A 16,631-nucleotide genomic window follows, 5' to 3' on the forward strand; every position below is an offset into this window, starting at 1 on the left:
ATGCGTTCCCTTCTACACCGACAATTTGGGTCTCGTTGAATCCTTCAATCGCATTGAACAAATCATAGTGGTAGCCGGTGACCGGTTCATCACTCCACCGGGTGAACCACTTGGAATTTGTCGACTGAGCTTGAATGGCACCTGTCGTAAGAAGGCTGGCGATCAGGGTGGTAAGAATCCAACTTTTCATAGCGCTGGAAAATACTGACGGAATTTTTTTAGAGGGGGGATTGACTATCGGGGGGCCTGATTGCGGTACTGCTCCAAGGCTTTCCGCCGGGCGGTATCACGTTGGCCAGGCGACTCCACAGGCGGATCGTCAGGCAAAACTGAGACACCCTTCTGCTCCGAAAGCGGCTCAACAGGTGATGGAGGTGCGGCAAGTGTTGGCACATCCGCTTTCACAGTTTGATCAGGGCTTGACTGCGGTGCAGGCGGCGGAGACAGGTTCTCCTCAGGCCGTTCTTTTGAGCAACCAACGAGAAAAGTGAGCGTGAAAAGCAATGCGTGGGCAAGGAGCACCCTTAGTACGAGTGATTTACTCATGAGAAGATGGGGTCAGGGAACCTGAGTCCCGTTCACCGGGAAGGTGATGGAAATGTTGAGTTGACCGTGTGCTGGATCATTCGGGCGACTGTCGCGATCATCCGGTATTCCATCACCGTCCGTGTCCTGGAGATTCGGGTTGGATTTCAGGAGGAACTCCCACTTGTTGCTCAGAGTGTCGCCATCGGATGAGTCCGAACCATTCTGCGACAGATTTCCGATATGCAAGATTTCCCACCAGTCCGGAAGACCATCGCCATTGGGGTACTCACTGTCATAGGGAACAACTACCGTACCTGCTGAACTACGAATCGAATATGCGCCATTGGAGTCTTTGCCATAGACATTGAGAGGAAAGCTCCCCCAAGTTGTAGGAGTAAAGCTCAATACAGGGTTGACTCCGCTTACCGTCGACAGCTCCCGACCATAATGACTCAGCGTCAAAGAGCGGGAACTAGAGCTTGCTGTGTTCCACAGATACTCCAGCTGCAACGTGCTCCCCAAGGGAAGGACTGTAGTATTGCCAACAGGAGACGATCTGGTTAGGAGTGGTGCAGGCAGCAGCAGATTGAATCCAAGCATTGGTTTTGGTGCAGTTTGCCAGGGGTTAATGCCCTCAGACAGATGGCCAGTAGGCCCATCAGCGCCATTACCATATGCGTTACCAATGACACTCACTGTCCCATTCTCCTTCAACAAATAGGTATCGAGTCCGCCAAAGACACCAACCACACCACGCTCGATTGGCTCCGCATTTTGATCCAAATTCGCATCTCGGCCCCACCTGACCAACTTGCCGCTTTTTAGAAGTGCAAATGCAGATGAACTTCTTGGTATAATCATCTCCACCCCGTCGCCACCTGCTATCTCGCGCGGCAATGTTATGACGTCATAGGTTCCAGCATCAATTGCGCCATGATAGTTGCTCCCCCACCCATACAGCCCCCCATCCGAGGTCTTGCAAATCACTTGGCCTGAACTTACCGAAATCTGTACAGCCGCCTTTCCTTCGGGAAGTTGCGCTTTCACGGGCAGACTGCTAGCAGTAAGTGTTCCATCGCCGAGTTGACCTAAATTGTTCCTTCCCCAACTCCACACAGTCCCATCGGACTTCAACGCCACACCGAATCCATCTCCCGCTCCAATCGCAACATTAGATGACCCAAGAGAAGGCATATGTTGAGGCGTCGATGAAACTTCAGCGGAAGGGTATTCACCCATACTTCCCCACCACCACACGGTCCCATCGGACTTCAATGCCATCGAAGTGACACCTTCAGCGCAAATTTCTTTCACGTTGATAATTCCATCTAAAATGGTCGGCGAGGGACTTAGGAGGAGATCGTCGTTTCCAAGTTCGCCATGCTCACCAAGCCCCCAACTGTGGACTCTTCCGTTGCTGCCCAGAGCCAAGCAATGGGTTGTGCCTGCTGCAATTTGGTCAATCGAACTGATGCCAGAAATCTGCGTCGGAATCGGTCGCCCGCCATCCCCCCCAATCCCCATGTCATAAAACGTGTTAGCCCCCCAAGAGCAAACAGTGCCATCAGTCCTTAAGACTATAGTAGCGCCTATAGATTGGGCGATCGATTTTACACCTTCCAAACCTGTAATTTGAATTGGATTCTCATGCGTCAATGTGGAATAACCGATCATATCGTCCACATCAAACCCCAGGTCACTCATACTGAGAAATCCCGCCAGACCATATCCATTGAAGCCCCATCCTTGAACTGTCCCATCTGCCATGGCAACAATACAATGGAAGCGCCCAACGGCCACCGATGCTGGCGAGGAGATTCCTTCAACCACCTGAGGCGGCGTTCTTGTTGCCACATGAGGATCTATCATTCCCCATTGCAACACTGTACCATCACTCTTGATTGCAATGTTTTTATCATATCCACCAACTTGGATTGCCGCGATACTGGACAATCCTGGCACTTGCATTGGAGTAGAAATGTTATCGCCTTGACCCCATTGCCTATACCCCCACACCCAAACTGTACCATCCGAGGCAAGTGCACAAGAGTGCAAATAGCCTGCGGAAATCGCTATCACGAAAGGCAGACCTGGCACCTGGGTGAAGACATTGTTATCGTGCGATGCTTGTCCATATGCATTTGACCCAGCCGCCCAAACTGTGCCATCAGACTTAAGTATGAGGGTATGCGACTCACCTGCGGCGCAAGCAATTGCATCGGCGAGATCTGGATGTTTGAAAGGTTCGGTCGTCGGATAGGCCGTCGTTCCAAGTTGAAGATCCGCGTTTGCCCCCCAAAGCCAAACTTTGCCATTGGCGTCAACAGCTACAGAGTGTGCATAGCCAGCCGCAATATCAACCATGCCACTGGCTACAAGATTTGCCTGAACCGGAGTTGCCGCTACTGATCCTAACTGGCCCGACGTGTTGTCACCCCAGCTGTAGACATCCCCAGTATTAGTCATCGCCAAGGAATGCAGCCTCCCAGCAGCAACTTTCGTGACTCCTGTGATTCCTGCAACTTGCCCTGGAGAATCCGAAAACACGTATCCCCCATTGCCCAGTTGTCCACTTCCGTTATCACCCCAGGCCCAGACGGTGCCATCAGGCTTTACCGCCAATGAATGCGAGTAATAGGTGCCAAGTTGCTTCTGTGCAGCTGGTGGAATTTGCGCATTGCCTGGAGTGGGGAAAACTAATATTCCCAACGTGAACAATCCCAATACACAACCAAGCAATCCGTTCTGTTTCCGTGGACCATTAGCCTGAATGAGCATGTCTATGATACGCATAACGGAATATCGAAATTGATGTTATTAAATCTCCCCTACCGAATGGCGGGCAGCATGCCACCCTCAAAGTGAGGGACACTCCCGGCCAGGGATCTCAATTATCGGCCAGAAAACTCTTGGATTTCAACGGTCGACCGAATAGCAGACAAAGACTCGGAGGATTTACCTTTCGCCAAGACCGACGCGCACCTGAGTTTAGCGCGAGCTGATTGTGACAAACGCCGAGGAACCGAACAAGGTTCGGAAACAGATTTCATGGGAGATTTGGCGAAGGGGGGTTATGGGGTACGCCGATCCCTGATATCAGACAAAACCTTACCACCGCAAGCGAAAAATCGCTAAAATATGCTTTTGCAAAATGATTATGGTTTCTTACTCCGCCCCGTGATCCTCGCTGGTCACGCGCACAACCTCCTCCAACGTCGTCATACCATCGAGCACCTTTTGCCAGCCGTACTCGCGCATGGAGATGAAGCCGTCGCGGCGGGCTTGTTTGAGGAGAGTGTTGGCGTTGGCCTTCTGCGCGATGAGGTCCTGGATGGCCGGGGTGACCATGACCAACTCATAAATGGCAGTACGGCCATGGTAGCCGGTGCTGCGGCAGGCGGGGCAGCCGCTCGGGGCCGCTGAATAAATGATGTGCCCGGCAGGGATAACAAAGCCTGCGGCCGAGAGCTGCTCCGCGCTGTAATTAGCTGGCTTGCGGCACTGCGGGCAGAGGGAACGCACGAGGCGCTGGGCAATGAAGGCGCGGACTGAGGAACTAACCAAGAAGGGTTCCACACCCATTTCCACGAGACGGGTGATGCCACCGACGGCGTCGTTGGTGTGGAGGGTGGAGAATACCAGGTGACCGGTGAGCGAGGCACGTACGGCGATCTCCGCAGTCTCAAGGTCGCGAATTTCCCCCACCATGACGACGTTCGGGTCGCCACGCAGGATGCTGCGCAGACCGCTGGCAAAGGTGAGGCTGATCTCCGGTTTCACCGCGATCTGCACCACGCCAGGAAGCTTGTGCTCCACAGGATCTTCGATGGTGACGATACGGCGGGAGATGCTGTTGAGCTGCGAAAGGAAGGTGTAAAGCGTGGTGCTCTTGCCGCTGCCGGTGGGGCCGGTCACGAGCACGATGCCGTTGGGACGCGCCAGCAGCGTGTCCACCTTGGCGCGATACTCTGCAGAAAGGCCCAGCTTGGCCAGGGTGAACCGTTCCTGACCGAGGAGACGAAGGCTGATGCTTTCCCCCTCCACACTGGGGATGCAGGCCACGCGCACGTCGATGCTCTGGTTATCCAGCTTCAGGTTGATGCGGCCATCCTGCGGCAGGCGCTTCTCCGCAATATCGAGCCGGGCCATGACCTTGATACGGGCCAGCACGGAGGCTTGCAGGGACTTGATGTTCTCCGGCACGGGCACTTCATGCAGCACGCCGTCAATACGATAGCGGATGCGCAAGTTGTCCTGCACGGGCTCCACGTGAATGTCCGTGGCACGCTGGAGCAGGGCCTCGCGGATGACCTGGTTCACGAACTTCACCACCGAGGCCTCAGCGTCGTCGGCATCGATGACGTTCGCCTCGTCCCGCAGGTGGCTGTCGTCCGCGTCCATGTCGCGGGACTTCATGATATCATCGAAGGTATCCGCACCCACGCCGTAGAAGGCCTGAATGGAGCGCAACACCTCTTCCCGCGGGGCCAGAACCCAACGAACCGGCAGGGACACGGTGCGGGCCACAGCCTGACGGGCCATGAAGTCAAAGGGATCATAACACGCCAGTACCAGCACCCGGCCGGGTGAAACAGGGGCGGCGGGCGCGCCATCCTCCGTCACAGCAGAGGCAGCGGGCGCAGTAATTTCCTTAACACCAAGCGGCAGCAACCGATGACGCAGGGCAAGCCGGGCCGGGCAAAGACGCTTCAACTCTGAAGCCTCCTCCAGCTGGGGCTGCAACAGGGGCTCCCAGGGCCAGCCCAGCTCATCTGCCAGCGGCTGAAGCATCGCCTCCTCCACCAGGCCACGTTCAAGGAAAACATCGATCAGGGAAAGCCCCGCAGCATTGGCCTCCTGCGCAGCGAGCTTCAGATCCTCAGGATCGGCCACAGTTGGAAAAGCAGCACCGAGGGCAAGGGCAGGCATGGGGGGAGATACGGGTCTGGGTAGAAGCTTTCCGGCAGAGGTCAATGCCTGCTGCATTCAGCAACGGCAGGCAAAAAGCGCCTATTCCGTCACCGTGACTTCCTCTTCCTCGTCATCATCATCGTCGTCGTCATCATCCCCATTGTGGAAGCCCTGACGCTCCAGCATGAGGCGGATGGCCTCGGAAGCCTGGCTCAGGCTCTGGCCCTTGTAATTGGCACGGTTGGTCTCCTCATCGTCCAGATTGGCTTTGATTTCCGAGAACCCTGCCGCACCGATGCTGCCGTTCAGAGCAGGGCCTTCCGCCTCGCTCTCGTCATCCGCGCTCACAGACATGCCGGTGAGAGATTTGGCCACGCGGGCATCGAGCGTGTAAGTGGGTCCGCGCACATGCACGGTATGGTTGATATCACCCATGGCCACGAGCGCGCCCATGGCGGTGCCGGCTCCGAGGCTGGCAGAGATGACGGCTTTCTTGTCCCCATCGCCACTGATGGCGGTGAAGAGCCGGCCTCCTTCGGAAGCCTCCACGTACACGCGCTCATCGTCCGTGCTGGTCAGGAAGAAGGTGCCGCTGCCGCCCAGCAGAGGCGCCACAAAGTAGCCTCCGGTGAAGGGGTGATAGTTGATGCCCTTGTCCTTGCGGAAATCGAGCTTGTAGATGAGCACCTGCCCCTGCGCGGACGACACCGCGGCCAGGGTGAGAAGCAGAGCCAGAAAAAATGAAAGGGGGCGGATCATTTCCCCTGAGGCTACCGGGCTGGTTTCCCGGTGTCAAACCTTGTTCCGTGGCAGTTGTGGTAAAAACAGGACTTAGATTCGTGCTTGGCACCAGGCAAACCACCGTGGAGAATGTCGCGCTGCGTTCGCCCCCCCATTTGACGCCGATGCTCCGGCCCTTCCTGCCCCCCCTCACCCCACGGCGCGCCACCGGATCGGCTCTGCTGGTGGTGCTGTGGGTGATTGCCCTGCTGTCCTTTCTGGTAGTGACCACGATGATGATCACCATGCAGGATGTGGAGACCGGGATCTCACGCAAGATGGTCTTCCGGGCCCGGCAACTGGCTGAGATGGGAGTGGCCGTGGCGAGCCACCCGATGGTGAAAGCGCAGGATCCCCTCCTCAAACGCAAGGTGAGCGACACCGAGAGCTACCAGGTCAAACTCACCACTGAGGAAGCACGGCTGAACCTCAACTCCCTGCTCACAGAGGAGAAGCGCCCCGCTCTGCAACGCGTATTCACCCGCTGGGGATTGCGGCCGGCCGATGCCAGTGAGTTGGTGGAGAGCCTCATGGACTGGAAAGACGCGGATGATCTGAGGCGGCTGCAAGGGGCAGAGCGTCAGGAATATGAGCGTGCCGGTTTTGCCGATCGCCCCTACAACCGCCCCTTCCACACTCTGGATGAAGTGTTGCTGGTGAAGGGAATGGCGGCGTTTGCCGATGCCTATCCAGACTGGCGGGAGATCTTCACGCTTTGGGGCGACGGCAGGGTGGATGTGAATGAAGCTTCGGCAGCCGTCATCGCAGCGACCGCAGACGTCTCCCTCTCCGTGGCAGAGACCGTGGTGTCGGTCCGGGACGGTCGTGATGGCCTGCACCAGACGGAGGACGATCAGCTCTTTGAGAATGTGGAAGATGCGCTGACGCTTCTGGGTCTGGGGGGTGAGCAGCGCACGGCGGCAGCGGCCCTCTTCAGCCTGCGGGGCAGCACCTTGCGCATTGAGAGCGTGGGGAATGTGAACGACCTTTCCCGCGGAATCGCAGTCATCTTAAAGAAGGATCCTGTGCGCCCGAAGGTGCTGGAGTGGCGCGAGTTCTCGGTCGAGCCTGATGCCCGCCGATAGTCCGGTCGCGGAATACGTCAAAAAAACCACGAAAATTAGACTCGCTCCTAATAAGAGTATCTCCTAGCTTTCCGACTACTGCATGGGAACCCCCTCATCATCTCAGAGCTTGCGACTGCCCGGCGAAGAAGGCTGGGAGTGCTGGCTGCTCGATGCCCGCGGGGCATGGCAGAAGTCCTCCAAACTGGAAACGCCTGCGGGAGGTATTTTTGCCATCCCCTTGCAAAGCTTGGACAGCAGCCCTTTCTGGGTTTCACAAGCGGGTGAAAGCCGCCTGGCCGAGACGACCGATCTGCGGTGGGAGGCTCTGGGCATGGAGCCGGGTGCCGGGGGGCAGCACTGGGTGCACTGGCCCGTCGCCACCGTGGGGGACAAGCTTCTCGTGGGCAGCGTGGCCCTGGCAGATGATGCCTGTGAAGAGCTGTGGCATCGCAGCCTGCCGGATTCCTTTGAGATCAGTGCACGGCTCTATCCCATCTCGCATGATGAGGCCGCCATCTGGCGGGAGTTGGGGAGACTGGTCATGACCGTGCAGCGGAATGGCCAGCTGCTGCACACGACGCTTCTTTCTGCCCGCACCCTGGACTCAGGCGCAGCCACTGAAATCAAGGACCTGCTTCTGGCACTGGACATGCAGGGACTGCTGGCCCCGCTTCAGGCGGTGCATGTGTGGACAGAGTGCGCCCCGGGATTTACGGAGGCGTTGCAGTCAGCACTGGGGGTCAAGATCCACACCGGAGCCCGTCCCGCCCCTCACCCACCTCATGCCAGCAGCCACCTGCTGCCGGCCGCCGCCGCCGGCATTCGCCGCGATCGTGAAAAGGCACGCCGCCAGGCGCTGCTGCTCTCTGCCGGAGCACTGCTCGTGCTGCTATGTTTCGCCACCTGGGCAGGCTGGCTGACCTGGCGACAGCACAAGCTTGATGCCGCCCTGGCCATTCTTCGTGTGGATGAGCCCCGCGTGGCGCAGGTGCAGGAGGCGCAGCTCCGCTGGCGCGCCCTGGAGCCTGCCATCGACCCGGCGACCTACCCGGTGGAGGTCTTTGACCAGATCGTGGCCCTGCTCCCGGAGGAGGGCATTCGTTTCCTCGACTTTTCCATGGACCTAGAGACGCTCGTGATCAGTGGCGAGGCCACCTCACCCATCCACGCCTCGAAATTTCAGGCTGATCTGAAAGCAAGCCCGGCGCTGAACCGGTACGCGTTCAACACCCCTGTCCCCACGATCCGCCCGGACAATCGGGCCCTCTTCCGGGTGGAAGGCAGCATCAACGGCGGAGGTGAAAATGAAGCCCAGTGAGCGCCGGCTGCTGATGATGTTCCTCCTGTTGCTGGCCGTGATCTCCGGCCTGCTGGGCACCCGGGAACTGCTCTCCTGGCAGAAACGCCTGGCCAAGGGTGAAGACCGGCTGGAGCTGACCCAGATGGAATCTCAGCTGTTGCTGGCTGAAGCAGAAGTGTGGAACGCTCGCAACGAATGGATCAACCAGAGCCAGCCCGTGATGAAGGATGCTCTGGAGGCCAACCAGGAGCTGACCCGCGCGGAGGAGATGGCCCGTGACCGCGGCCTGGAGACGCTCAATCGCCAGCTCCTCGAACCCGAGGCGACCGGTCTCTACCAACAGCTGGGCTTCACCATGACGGTGAAGGGCCCGCTGCAGGAGGTCTTCCGCTGGCTGCACCGCCTGCAGGCTCCTGCCGATTTTCGTGTGATCCCCTCCTTGAAAGTGGCCCCTGACAAACAGGACCCCAATCTCGTGGTGGCCACTGTGCAGGTGTGGCGCTGGTACCGGACCGCCGGCCAGCCAGCCCCCGCATCCGGCCCGCTTACGGCCGGCTCCACCAGCCCGTGAGGGATGGCCCTCCTTGTAAACGCCCCGCTCTTTATTTCATGAATCCCCGTCTGCCCCTCCCCCGGCTGCTCCGCAGCTGCGTCGTCATCGCCAGTGCGGCGACGCTGATGGCCAGCGCCCAGACTCCCGGCCCCACGCCGCCCGTCCCGCCGCCTGCAGGCCCCGGCTCCGGCCCTACACCTGGGCCAGGTCCTGGCCCCGGCCCTGGAGCTGTCCCACCAGCCATACGTCCCCAGCCTGCCCCGGTGCAGCCTCCGGGCTCTGTCACCAGCACGCAGCGCCCGGGCCCCCGCTCCGGTCGCGGTCACCGCATTCAGTTTACCGCCGCCCCGCTGGGAGAGGTGCTGGAGTTCTACCAGCAGCTCACGGGCAAGCGCATCATCCGTGATCCCAAGCTGGAAAACGCCACCGTCACCATCGAGACCGCCGGTGAGGTGCCCACGGCAGAGGCGATTGAGTTCGTCGAAAAGTCCCTCCTGCTGGCGGGCTACGCCATCGTCCCCAGCGGGAACAACATGCTCAAGGTGCTGGGGTATGAAGGCGGCCGCATCCCTGCCAGCGAGGGCGTGCCCATGATCCTCTCTGACGAGGGCCTGCCGCAGTCTGACCAGGTGGTGAGTTATCTCCTGAAGCTCACCTATTTGAATTCCGAGGAGGCCGCGCAGGCCTTCGCTCAGATCATCCCGCCACACCCATACGGGAAGATCACCCCGGTGCCCAATGCCAAGGCGCTGGTCATCACGGAGAACTCCAACACCATTCGCGCCTACATCGACCTGACCCGGCAGGTGGACGTGCCGCCGGGTGAGGTGAAGCACAAGTCCATCCACCTGGAGCGTGCGGATGCGGAGGAAGTCGCCAGCGCCCTGAGCGAGCTGCTCGGTCTGGGCAGCCAGGGCGGATCCGGCGGCTCCAGTTCCGGCAAGGCTCCCCGCCCAGCTCCGGCGGCCGCAGCGGCGGTGCGCCCGGGCAATCCTCAAAACGCGGCAGCTATGGCGGCGGCCCAGGTGAATGTCACCTCACCCGTGGGCGGAACGGAAGCAGAGGCCACACCTGCCAAGATTCAGGCGATCACCCGCACGAACACCCTGCTGGTAGTGGCCCGCCCTCTGGACATCGAGTACATCGAGAGTCTGGTGGCCGAGTACGACGCCGCGTCCCCGCAGAAGACCTTTGTCTCCCGGAAACTCCGCTACCTGAAGGTGATGGATTTCCTCGACGTGGCGCGCAATGCCCTGCTGCGCGGTGCCAAGGATGATGGCGGTAGCGGCTCCAACCCCTCATCCAGCGGTGGCAACCAGACCACTTCCAGCACCTCCTCCTCCCGGAATTCCCGTAGCGGATTCGACAGCATGGGAGGCAGCGGCAGTGACAGCAGCATGACCGGCTTTGGCGGTGGGGGCGGCTTCGGAGGAGGCGGCGGCGGGGGTGGTGGATTTGGTGGAGGCGGGGGTGGCAGCAGCCAGCCAGCCGATGTGCAACCCCGCAGCGTGCTGATCGGAAAGACCCTTGTGATTGCGGATCCCTCTGCGAGCCAGTTCTACGCCAGCGGCCCTCCGGAGCAGCTACGCATGCTGATCGAGTTGGCGGATGAGCTGGACAAACGCCCGCGCCAGATCCTGCTCACCGCCGTGATCGGCGAGTTCACGCTGGGCAATGATTTCTCCTTCGGAGTGGACTGGCTGCACACGTTGGAGAGCGTTGGCAAGGACGGTCTCGTGGCCGGAGCATTGAACACGACCGGGGCAGAGCCGGTGGACTTCACCAAGTTTGGCGGCATTGAAGACTTCGTGGCACCTCAGGGCCTGGCTGTCTACGGGCACATCGGCAAGCACCTGAACGTCTTCCTCCGCACCCTGGAGCAGAACAAGCGCTTCCACGTGTTGCAAAAGCCCACTGTGACCGCGCTGAACCATGAGGAAGCCAACATCTTCATCGGGCAGGATCTGGCAATCGCCGGACAGACCCTCACGACGGGCGGCACCACCGTGAATGGCGCCTCCGTGGCCAGCACGACGGACTACGTCAAGGTGCGACTGGAACTGCGCATCACGCCCCACATCTACGCCAATGATGAGGTACGGCTCGATTTCGAACAGACGAACAATGACGTCTCGGGCTTCACCGAGATCAGCGGCAACCGTGTGCCGAACCTCAGTGTGCAGGGCATGCGCAACACCATCATCGTGCCCAACAAGAGCACGGTGCTGCTGGGCGGCCTCATCACAGAACGCGACACGAAGAACAAGAGCGGCCTGCCTTTCCTGATTCGCGTGCCGGTGCTCAAGCACCTCTTTGGCAACACCTCCAATAGCAAGGAACGCCGTGAGCTGATGATCTTTGTCCAGCCGCAGATCCTGAATGAAGGCATGGACCATCTCAACACTCAGGCCAAGTGGGTGGAACAGACCCAGTCCTACCCGGTGAACAAACAATTCGCGGACGACACCATTCATGTGCCCATGGAGGTGACGCCACCTGCACCAGGGCAAGGCGTCACGACGCCCATTCTACCACTGCCGGGCTGGAATCCGGACAACGCGCCGGCCGTCGGCATGTCCAATGATCTTCCTCCAGAAGGCGCCACCACGGTCACAACGACAGTTGAGAGGGTTGCCCGTCAGAACAACTCGATCCCGACTGCCCCGGTGGCACCAGTGGCCCTGCCGGTGGAAGAAAGCGCCCCCACCGCCCGCTCTGCCAAACAAAAGGCCAATGAGCGCACCAAGATGCTGAAAAAATAGGCGCCGCGCCAGCCGCGCCCCGTGAGCAGTTCAAGGAACTCACTTCCTCATGCCCGTCTTCCATTTTGAAGCTGTGAATCTGGCTGGCCAGGCGAGCTCTGGCACGCTGGAGGCGACGGACCGTGGGGACGCCCTTCGCAAGTTAACCCGACGCGGTCTGCAACCTTCCAGCGTGCGCGCTGGAGCGTCAGCCGGTGAGTCTACGGCCAAGACAGCTGCGACATCAGGCAGCGCCAAGGCGGGCAAACCAAAACGGGAAGCCGATGCGAGCCCCACCGCGAAAACAAGCGGCCGATCCGCAGGCGGCTCCGGCACCGGTCCCATCAAACTTAAAAAAGCGCAGGTCATCCAGTTCACGGAGGAGCTGTGCGATCTGCTCGCCGCCGGACTCCAGCTGGAGCAGGCGCTCCATGCCATGGAGAACCGCAGCACCGTGCTCATCCGCGATCTGGCCATCCGGCTCCGTGAAAAAGTGCGAGACGGCATTCCCTTCTCCGTCTCGCTCCAGCAGGTGTCCCCATCTTTCGGGGAGCTGTACTGCAATCTGGTGGGGGCCGGGGAGGCCAGCGGATCCCTTCCTTCCATCCTGAACCGCCAGGCCATTTACCTGACGCAGATGCAGACGCTGCAGGCGCGCGTAACCACGGCACTGATCTACCCCGTTTTCATCATCACCTCCGGCCTGGGGCTGGCCGTGATGTTCCTCACCTATCTCCTGCCCAAGCTCGCCGTGCTGATCAAGAGCACGCACGGCGAGCTGCCGGCCATTGCGGTGGTGATGATGGCGGCGAGCGATTTCTTCATCGCCTGGTGGTGGGCGCTTCTGGGTGGCGTGGTGTTCGCGATCCTCACCATCGTGGTGCTCTTTCAAGACAAGGGCCGCCAGGCTTGGTGGGACCGCGTCCAGCTGAACCTGCCCCTCTATGGCGGAGTGCTCCGTACGCGGTTCGAGGTGCAATTCCTTGAGACCCTGGGAAACCTGCTGCACAACGGCCTGCCATTGCACCGCGCACTGGAGTTGGTGCGCAAGGCCACGGTGAATCAGTTCCTCCGCGCCCGCCTGGGCGAGGTAGAGGCCGCGGTAGCCGATGGTGGCTCGCTGAGCCGTGCACTGGAGAAGACCACCGTGGTGCGCCCTTTGGTGATCGACATGGTGCGAGTGGGCGAACAGACCGGCGAACTTTCCACCGCCTTGCAAAAGGCGGGCACGCGGTTTGAGAGCCACCTGGCCAAGGCCATGGATCGGGCCACCGCCCTGCTTCAACCTGTCATCATCCTGGTCATGGCCAGCATGGTCGGCACCATGGCGTGGATGATGATCAACGTCGTCTGGGCCACGCTCAACAACCTGCAACGCTGATATCCAGATCGATTGCCGATTGCCGGTCTGCCGTTTAAAATTGAACCCCTACACCTCCTCGTACCTACGATGAAAACCCAATTCCGCCCCCCTCACCGTCGCCGCGCAACCGGCTTCACCCTGATGGAGATCATGCTGGTCATGTTCATCATTGCCCTCATCATTGGCAGCGGTGTGTTCATGATGAAGAACGTGGGTGAAAGCGCTCAGATTCAGCGAGCCGAATCCGACATCAAAACCTGGGAGACCATCCTGCTTCGCTATCGCACCACTCATCTCTCTCTCCCCTCACAGGCACAGGGGCTGGAAGCCACGGTGCGCCGGCCAGACGGCGTGAAGAAGTGGATGCAACTGGCCACCGAGAGCGCACTCAACGATCCCTGGCAGCACAAGTACCAGTACCGCAATCCAGGTAAGAAGAATGTCGGGAAACACGACATCTTCTCTCTGGGACCCGATGGCGTGGAAGGCACGGACGACGACATCGGCAACTGGGAGTGATCCTCCAGGAGCTCAGCCTTCCACCCACCGCTGCTCCTGATGCGCCCGCTTGTCTCCTCCACTGCGCGTCGTGGCGCCCAGGGCTTTACGCTTCTGGAGATCAGCATTGTCTTGTTCATCATGGTGCTGCTGGTAGGTCTGTGCATCTACAGCTTCGGCGGTCTCACCGCGGAAAGAGAGCTGCGCAAGCCGGTGTCGGAACTGCAGCGCATGACTATGGAGGCGGTCCGGCGCGCCACACTGCAGGAGAAGCCCCAGGTCATCCTGTTTGAACCGACCGGCTTCGCCATCCGCTACCGGCAGGATCCGGACGGGCTTCGCCAGAAGGATGATGACGAGTACTACATCCGCCGCGTGAAGATCCCGCCCGCCATGAAGTTGACGTTGCGCCGCTGGGGTTCGGAGAAGTTTGTCCCCTCCCCCGGGCAGCGCCTCATCGTGGCGGCCAGCGGCCTGTGTGAACCTCTCACCGCGAGGTTTGAGCTGGGGTCATCCTGGCTGGAAGTGACCGTGGACCCGCTGAGCGGCCGCGTGATCGATGAGGGCCTGCACATCCCCGGAGATTCATGAGGTCACGAGTTCCATCCTGCATCCGGAGAAGCCAGGCCGCCTTCACTCTTCTGGAGGCGCTCATGGCGCTGATGGTTTTTAGCACGGCAGTGGTCTCCCTGGTGGCGGCCATCAACGGCATCGCGACGGCCTGGAATGACGTCCGCGAGGATCTGTCCGTGCAAACCCGGCTGGAAAGCCTGCTGGTGGAAGCCACCCGCAAGCCTGACCCCAACCAGCCCATGGGGCACATCTCGCCCGTCGAACGCAAGCTACAGGAAAATGGCGTGTCCTACCTGGTCAAGGTCGAGCCCCTTGAACTCACCAACAAAGAGGGCCACGAACTGCCGCAACTGATGCGGGTGCGTGCGGTGGCCCGGTGGAATGACGGCGGCCGAGAGCATGAAGAAATAGCGGAGACCTGGATGTGGCCTCCCTTGTTTGCCCCCAATCTGCAACAGCCATGACCCCTGTCCCGCTCAAGCGACGACACCAGGCGGGCTTCAGCCTGCTGGAGGTGATGATGGTCATGTTCATTCTCGTCATCCTGCTGGGCGCGGTGTTCAGCGTGGTGCGCGCCACCATCCAGTTGAGCAACGAGATGTCAGAGACACAGCTCGCGGAAAGCCGGGTCAACGGCTTCGCCCAGTTCTGCGAGCGTACTCTGCGGAACCTGCCCGCCAGTGCCGTCGTGAGGCATCGAGTGAAGCAGAAGGGCAACCACTACCTTTCCCAACTGACGTTCAAAGGGGCGCCGGGAGCCTTCTCCACCCAGGGCACCGGCGGCAATGAAGTGATCGTGTTGGAGTCCGAGGAACAAGTGGATGGCTATCTCACCGTCAGCCTCCGCTCCATGACCGCCGCCCAAGCCCTGGCCTGGGAGAAGGGGGACGGCCGCGTGGGTCGGCGCCTGAAGCTGCTGGAGGATGTCGCCAACTTCGAGTGGCGGTTCTACCGGGTGCAAAGCGGAGAATGGGAGCCCGTTTGGAACGAACGGCTGGAGCTCTATCCGCTCGGCGTTATCACCGCGAACCCCGCCCAGGACGATCCCTCAGGGGGCGTGCCGCCCCCGCTCCCCGGACAGCCAGGCGCTGGCCTGAACACTGCCCCCGTCATTCCCCGGAAACAGCGGCCACAGCTGATGGAACTGCGGCTGACCATGGCAGCCAGCCCCACGCAGCGCTGGACCTTCTGGGTTCCGCCCGCAGAGACGCCCTCCGGCGGCAGCAGCCCCACCCCCCCGGTGACCCCGCCGCCGGGCACGCCCCTGGATCCAGCGCCAGATCCCATCCCTGCGCCAGCTCCGGAGCCTCCGCCCTGACCCGGGCTCACCCGTATTTTCCACAAAAACACTGGAACTTTGGGCCTCAGCAACGGACAGTTGGAGGCCTATTCCCCCGTGGCATGATGAAATCCCGCAATGCTCCTGCTGCCAGCACCGCCATCCCGGCGGCGAGAGGGCGTGTCGTCCAGCTTGCCTTCTGGACCGTGCTGCAAGCCGGGTTCCTGGCCGGGCTTTCCGCCTCAGAACCCTGGGCCCCTCCCTCGCCGTTTCCCGAGCAACGCTACGAAAACGGTTGGAGGAAAAACCCTTTCACGCTGAAAACCGCCCCTGTGGCCATCCAGCGGGAATCTTTTGCCAAGAACCTCGCTCTGGGCAGCATGTACGACGACGTGGACGGCGTCACCTCCGTGGTGATCGTCAACACCAAGACGCGCGAGCGTTCGCGTCTGCGCGGGCAGGAGCCGGGAGACAACGGCATGCGAGTGGAGGAGTCGGTCATCGCCGATACACGGCGTGACTCCTATGCCGTGGTGACCATGGGTGGTGAAAAGGCCACCTTGCGGTACGACGAAGCCTTTCTCAAGCAAATGGCCGCCGGCGGAGGGGCCAGCCCTACAGGGGCCGGAGCTGCCCAGCAGCGTGCTGCAAGCAACGGTGCTGAACCCTCTAGCACGGGTCAACCCGCACCACTGACCGCCATGAACGGTGCCCCTGCGACGGGCTCAGGCGGGTCTGCACCGAACGCCTCCCTGTCTCCTGGTTCAGGAAACGGCCCTGCGCCTACGCCGCCTGGAGTACGCACCCCATTCCCCACGGGGCGCCCCACCATTGCCAACCGGCGTCGCCTGACGGCGCCACAAGGCGTGCCCCAGTCCCCTCCGGCTCCGCTGATGCCCACGGATAATCCGTAGCCCGGGTGCTGCGGCAGGTTAGGACTTGATGGAGCAGCCGGGCAACTCGGATGCAAACCCACCTGAAGCACTGCCGTCCGCACTCTTGACATTATTTCCTAGAATTAATTAATAATTCATAGGA

13 protein-coding genes are annotated in these 16,631 nt (G+C 60.5%); 10 read left to right on the forward strand and 3 right to left on the reverse strand.

The window, feature by feature from the left end:
• Positions 1-558: 558 nt before the first annotated feature.
• From BV106_RS36975 to BV106_RS01925, 3 genes are all read right to left on the reverse strand, one after another.
• Complete coding sequence (locus tag BV106_RS36975; protein ID WP_081891442.1) at positions 559-3,321, reverse strand: hypothetical protein; 2,763 nt, start codon at positions 3,319-3,321, stop codon at positions 559-561.
• A 372-nt stretch (positions 3,322-3,693) separates the two neighbouring features.
• A complete protein-coding gene (locus tag BV106_RS01920; RefSeq protein ID WP_038159658.1) occupies positions 3,694-5,457 on the reverse strand; it encodes a GspE/PulE family protein in 1,764 nt (587 codons plus the stop codon).
• Positions 5,458-5,538: 81 nt separating this feature from the next.
• Positions 5,539-6,198 (reverse strand): hypothetical protein, encoded by a 660-nt coding sequence (locus tag BV106_RS01925; RefSeq protein WP_038159661.1) that lies wholly within the window; start codon positions 6,196-6,198, stop codon positions 5,539-5,541.
• A gap of 146 nt (positions 6,199-6,344) precedes the next feature.
• On the opposite strand from BV106_RS01925, the gene BV106_RS01930 reads away from it, so the two are divergent.
• From BV106_RS01930 to BV106_RS01975, 10 genes are all read left to right on the forward strand, one after another.
• Positions 6,345-7,304 (forward strand): type II secretion system protein GspK, encoded by a 960-nt coding sequence (locus BV106_RS01930; protein WP_038159664.1) that lies wholly within the window; start codon positions 6,345-6,347, stop codon positions 7,302-7,304.
• 82 nt (positions 7,305-7,386) lie between these two features.
• Entirely contained in the window at positions 7,387-8,604 is a 1,218-nt protein-coding gene (locus tag BV106_RS01935; RefSeq protein WP_038159667.1) for a PilN domain-containing protein, read from the forward strand.
• Positions 8,585-9,157, forward strand: a complete 573-nt coding sequence (locus tag BV106_RS01940) for a hypothetical protein (protein WP_265595232.1) — start codon at positions 8,585-8,587, stop codon at positions 9,155-9,157. The genes BV106_RS01935 and BV106_RS01940 overlap by 20 nt, the downstream gene beginning before the upstream one ends.
• Before the next feature lie 38 nt (positions 9,158-9,195).
• Complete coding sequence (locus BV106_RS01945; protein ID WP_265595233.1) at positions 9,196-11,901, forward strand: secretin N-terminal domain-containing protein; 2,706 nt, start codon at positions 9,196-9,198, stop codon at positions 11,899-11,901.
• A gap of 49 nt (positions 11,902-11,950) precedes the next feature.
• Positions 11,951-13,261, forward strand: coding sequence for a type II secretion system F family protein (locus tag BV106_RS01950; RefSeq protein WP_038159677.1), 1,311 nt, complete (start codon positions 11,951-11,953; stop codon positions 13,259-13,261).
• A gap of 69 nt (positions 13,262-13,330) precedes the next feature.
• Positions 13,331-13,762, forward strand: coding sequence for a type II secretion system major pseudopilin GspG (gene gspG / locus BV106_RS01955; RefSeq protein ID WP_038159680.1), 432 nt, complete (start codon positions 13,331-13,333; stop codon positions 13,760-13,762).
• 39 nt (positions 13,763-13,801) lie between these two features.
• Entirely contained in the window at positions 13,802-14,332 is a 531-nt protein-coding gene (locus BV106_RS01960) for a prepilin-type N-terminal cleavage/methylation domain-containing protein (RefSeq protein WP_038159683.1), read from the forward strand.
• Positions 14,329-14,778, forward strand: a complete 450-nt coding sequence (locus tag BV106_RS01965) for a hypothetical protein (RefSeq protein ID WP_265595234.1) — start codon at positions 14,329-14,331, stop codon at positions 14,776-14,778. Before BV106_RS01960 ends, BV106_RS01965 begins: the two co-directional genes overlap by 4 nt.
• A complete protein-coding gene (locus BV106_RS01970) occupies positions 14,775-15,632 on the forward strand; it encodes a prepilin-type N-terminal cleavage/methylation domain-containing protein (RefSeq protein WP_038159688.1) in 858 nt (285 codons plus the stop codon). The genes BV106_RS01965 and BV106_RS01970 overlap by 4 nt, the downstream gene beginning before the upstream one ends.
• Positions 15,633-15,715: 83 nt before the next feature.
• Positions 15,716-16,507 (forward strand): hypothetical protein, encoded by a 792-nt coding sequence (locus tag BV106_RS01975; RefSeq protein ID WP_038159691.1) that lies wholly within the window; start codon positions 15,716-15,718, stop codon positions 16,505-16,507.
• Positions 16,508-16,631 lie beyond the last annotated feature (124 nt).

The sequence above is a fragment of the Verrucomicrobium sp. BvORR106 genome (assembly GCF_000739655.1).
GTDB lineage: Bacteria > Verrucomicrobiota > Verrucomicrobiia > Verrucomicrobiales > Verrucomicrobiaceae > Verrucomicrobium.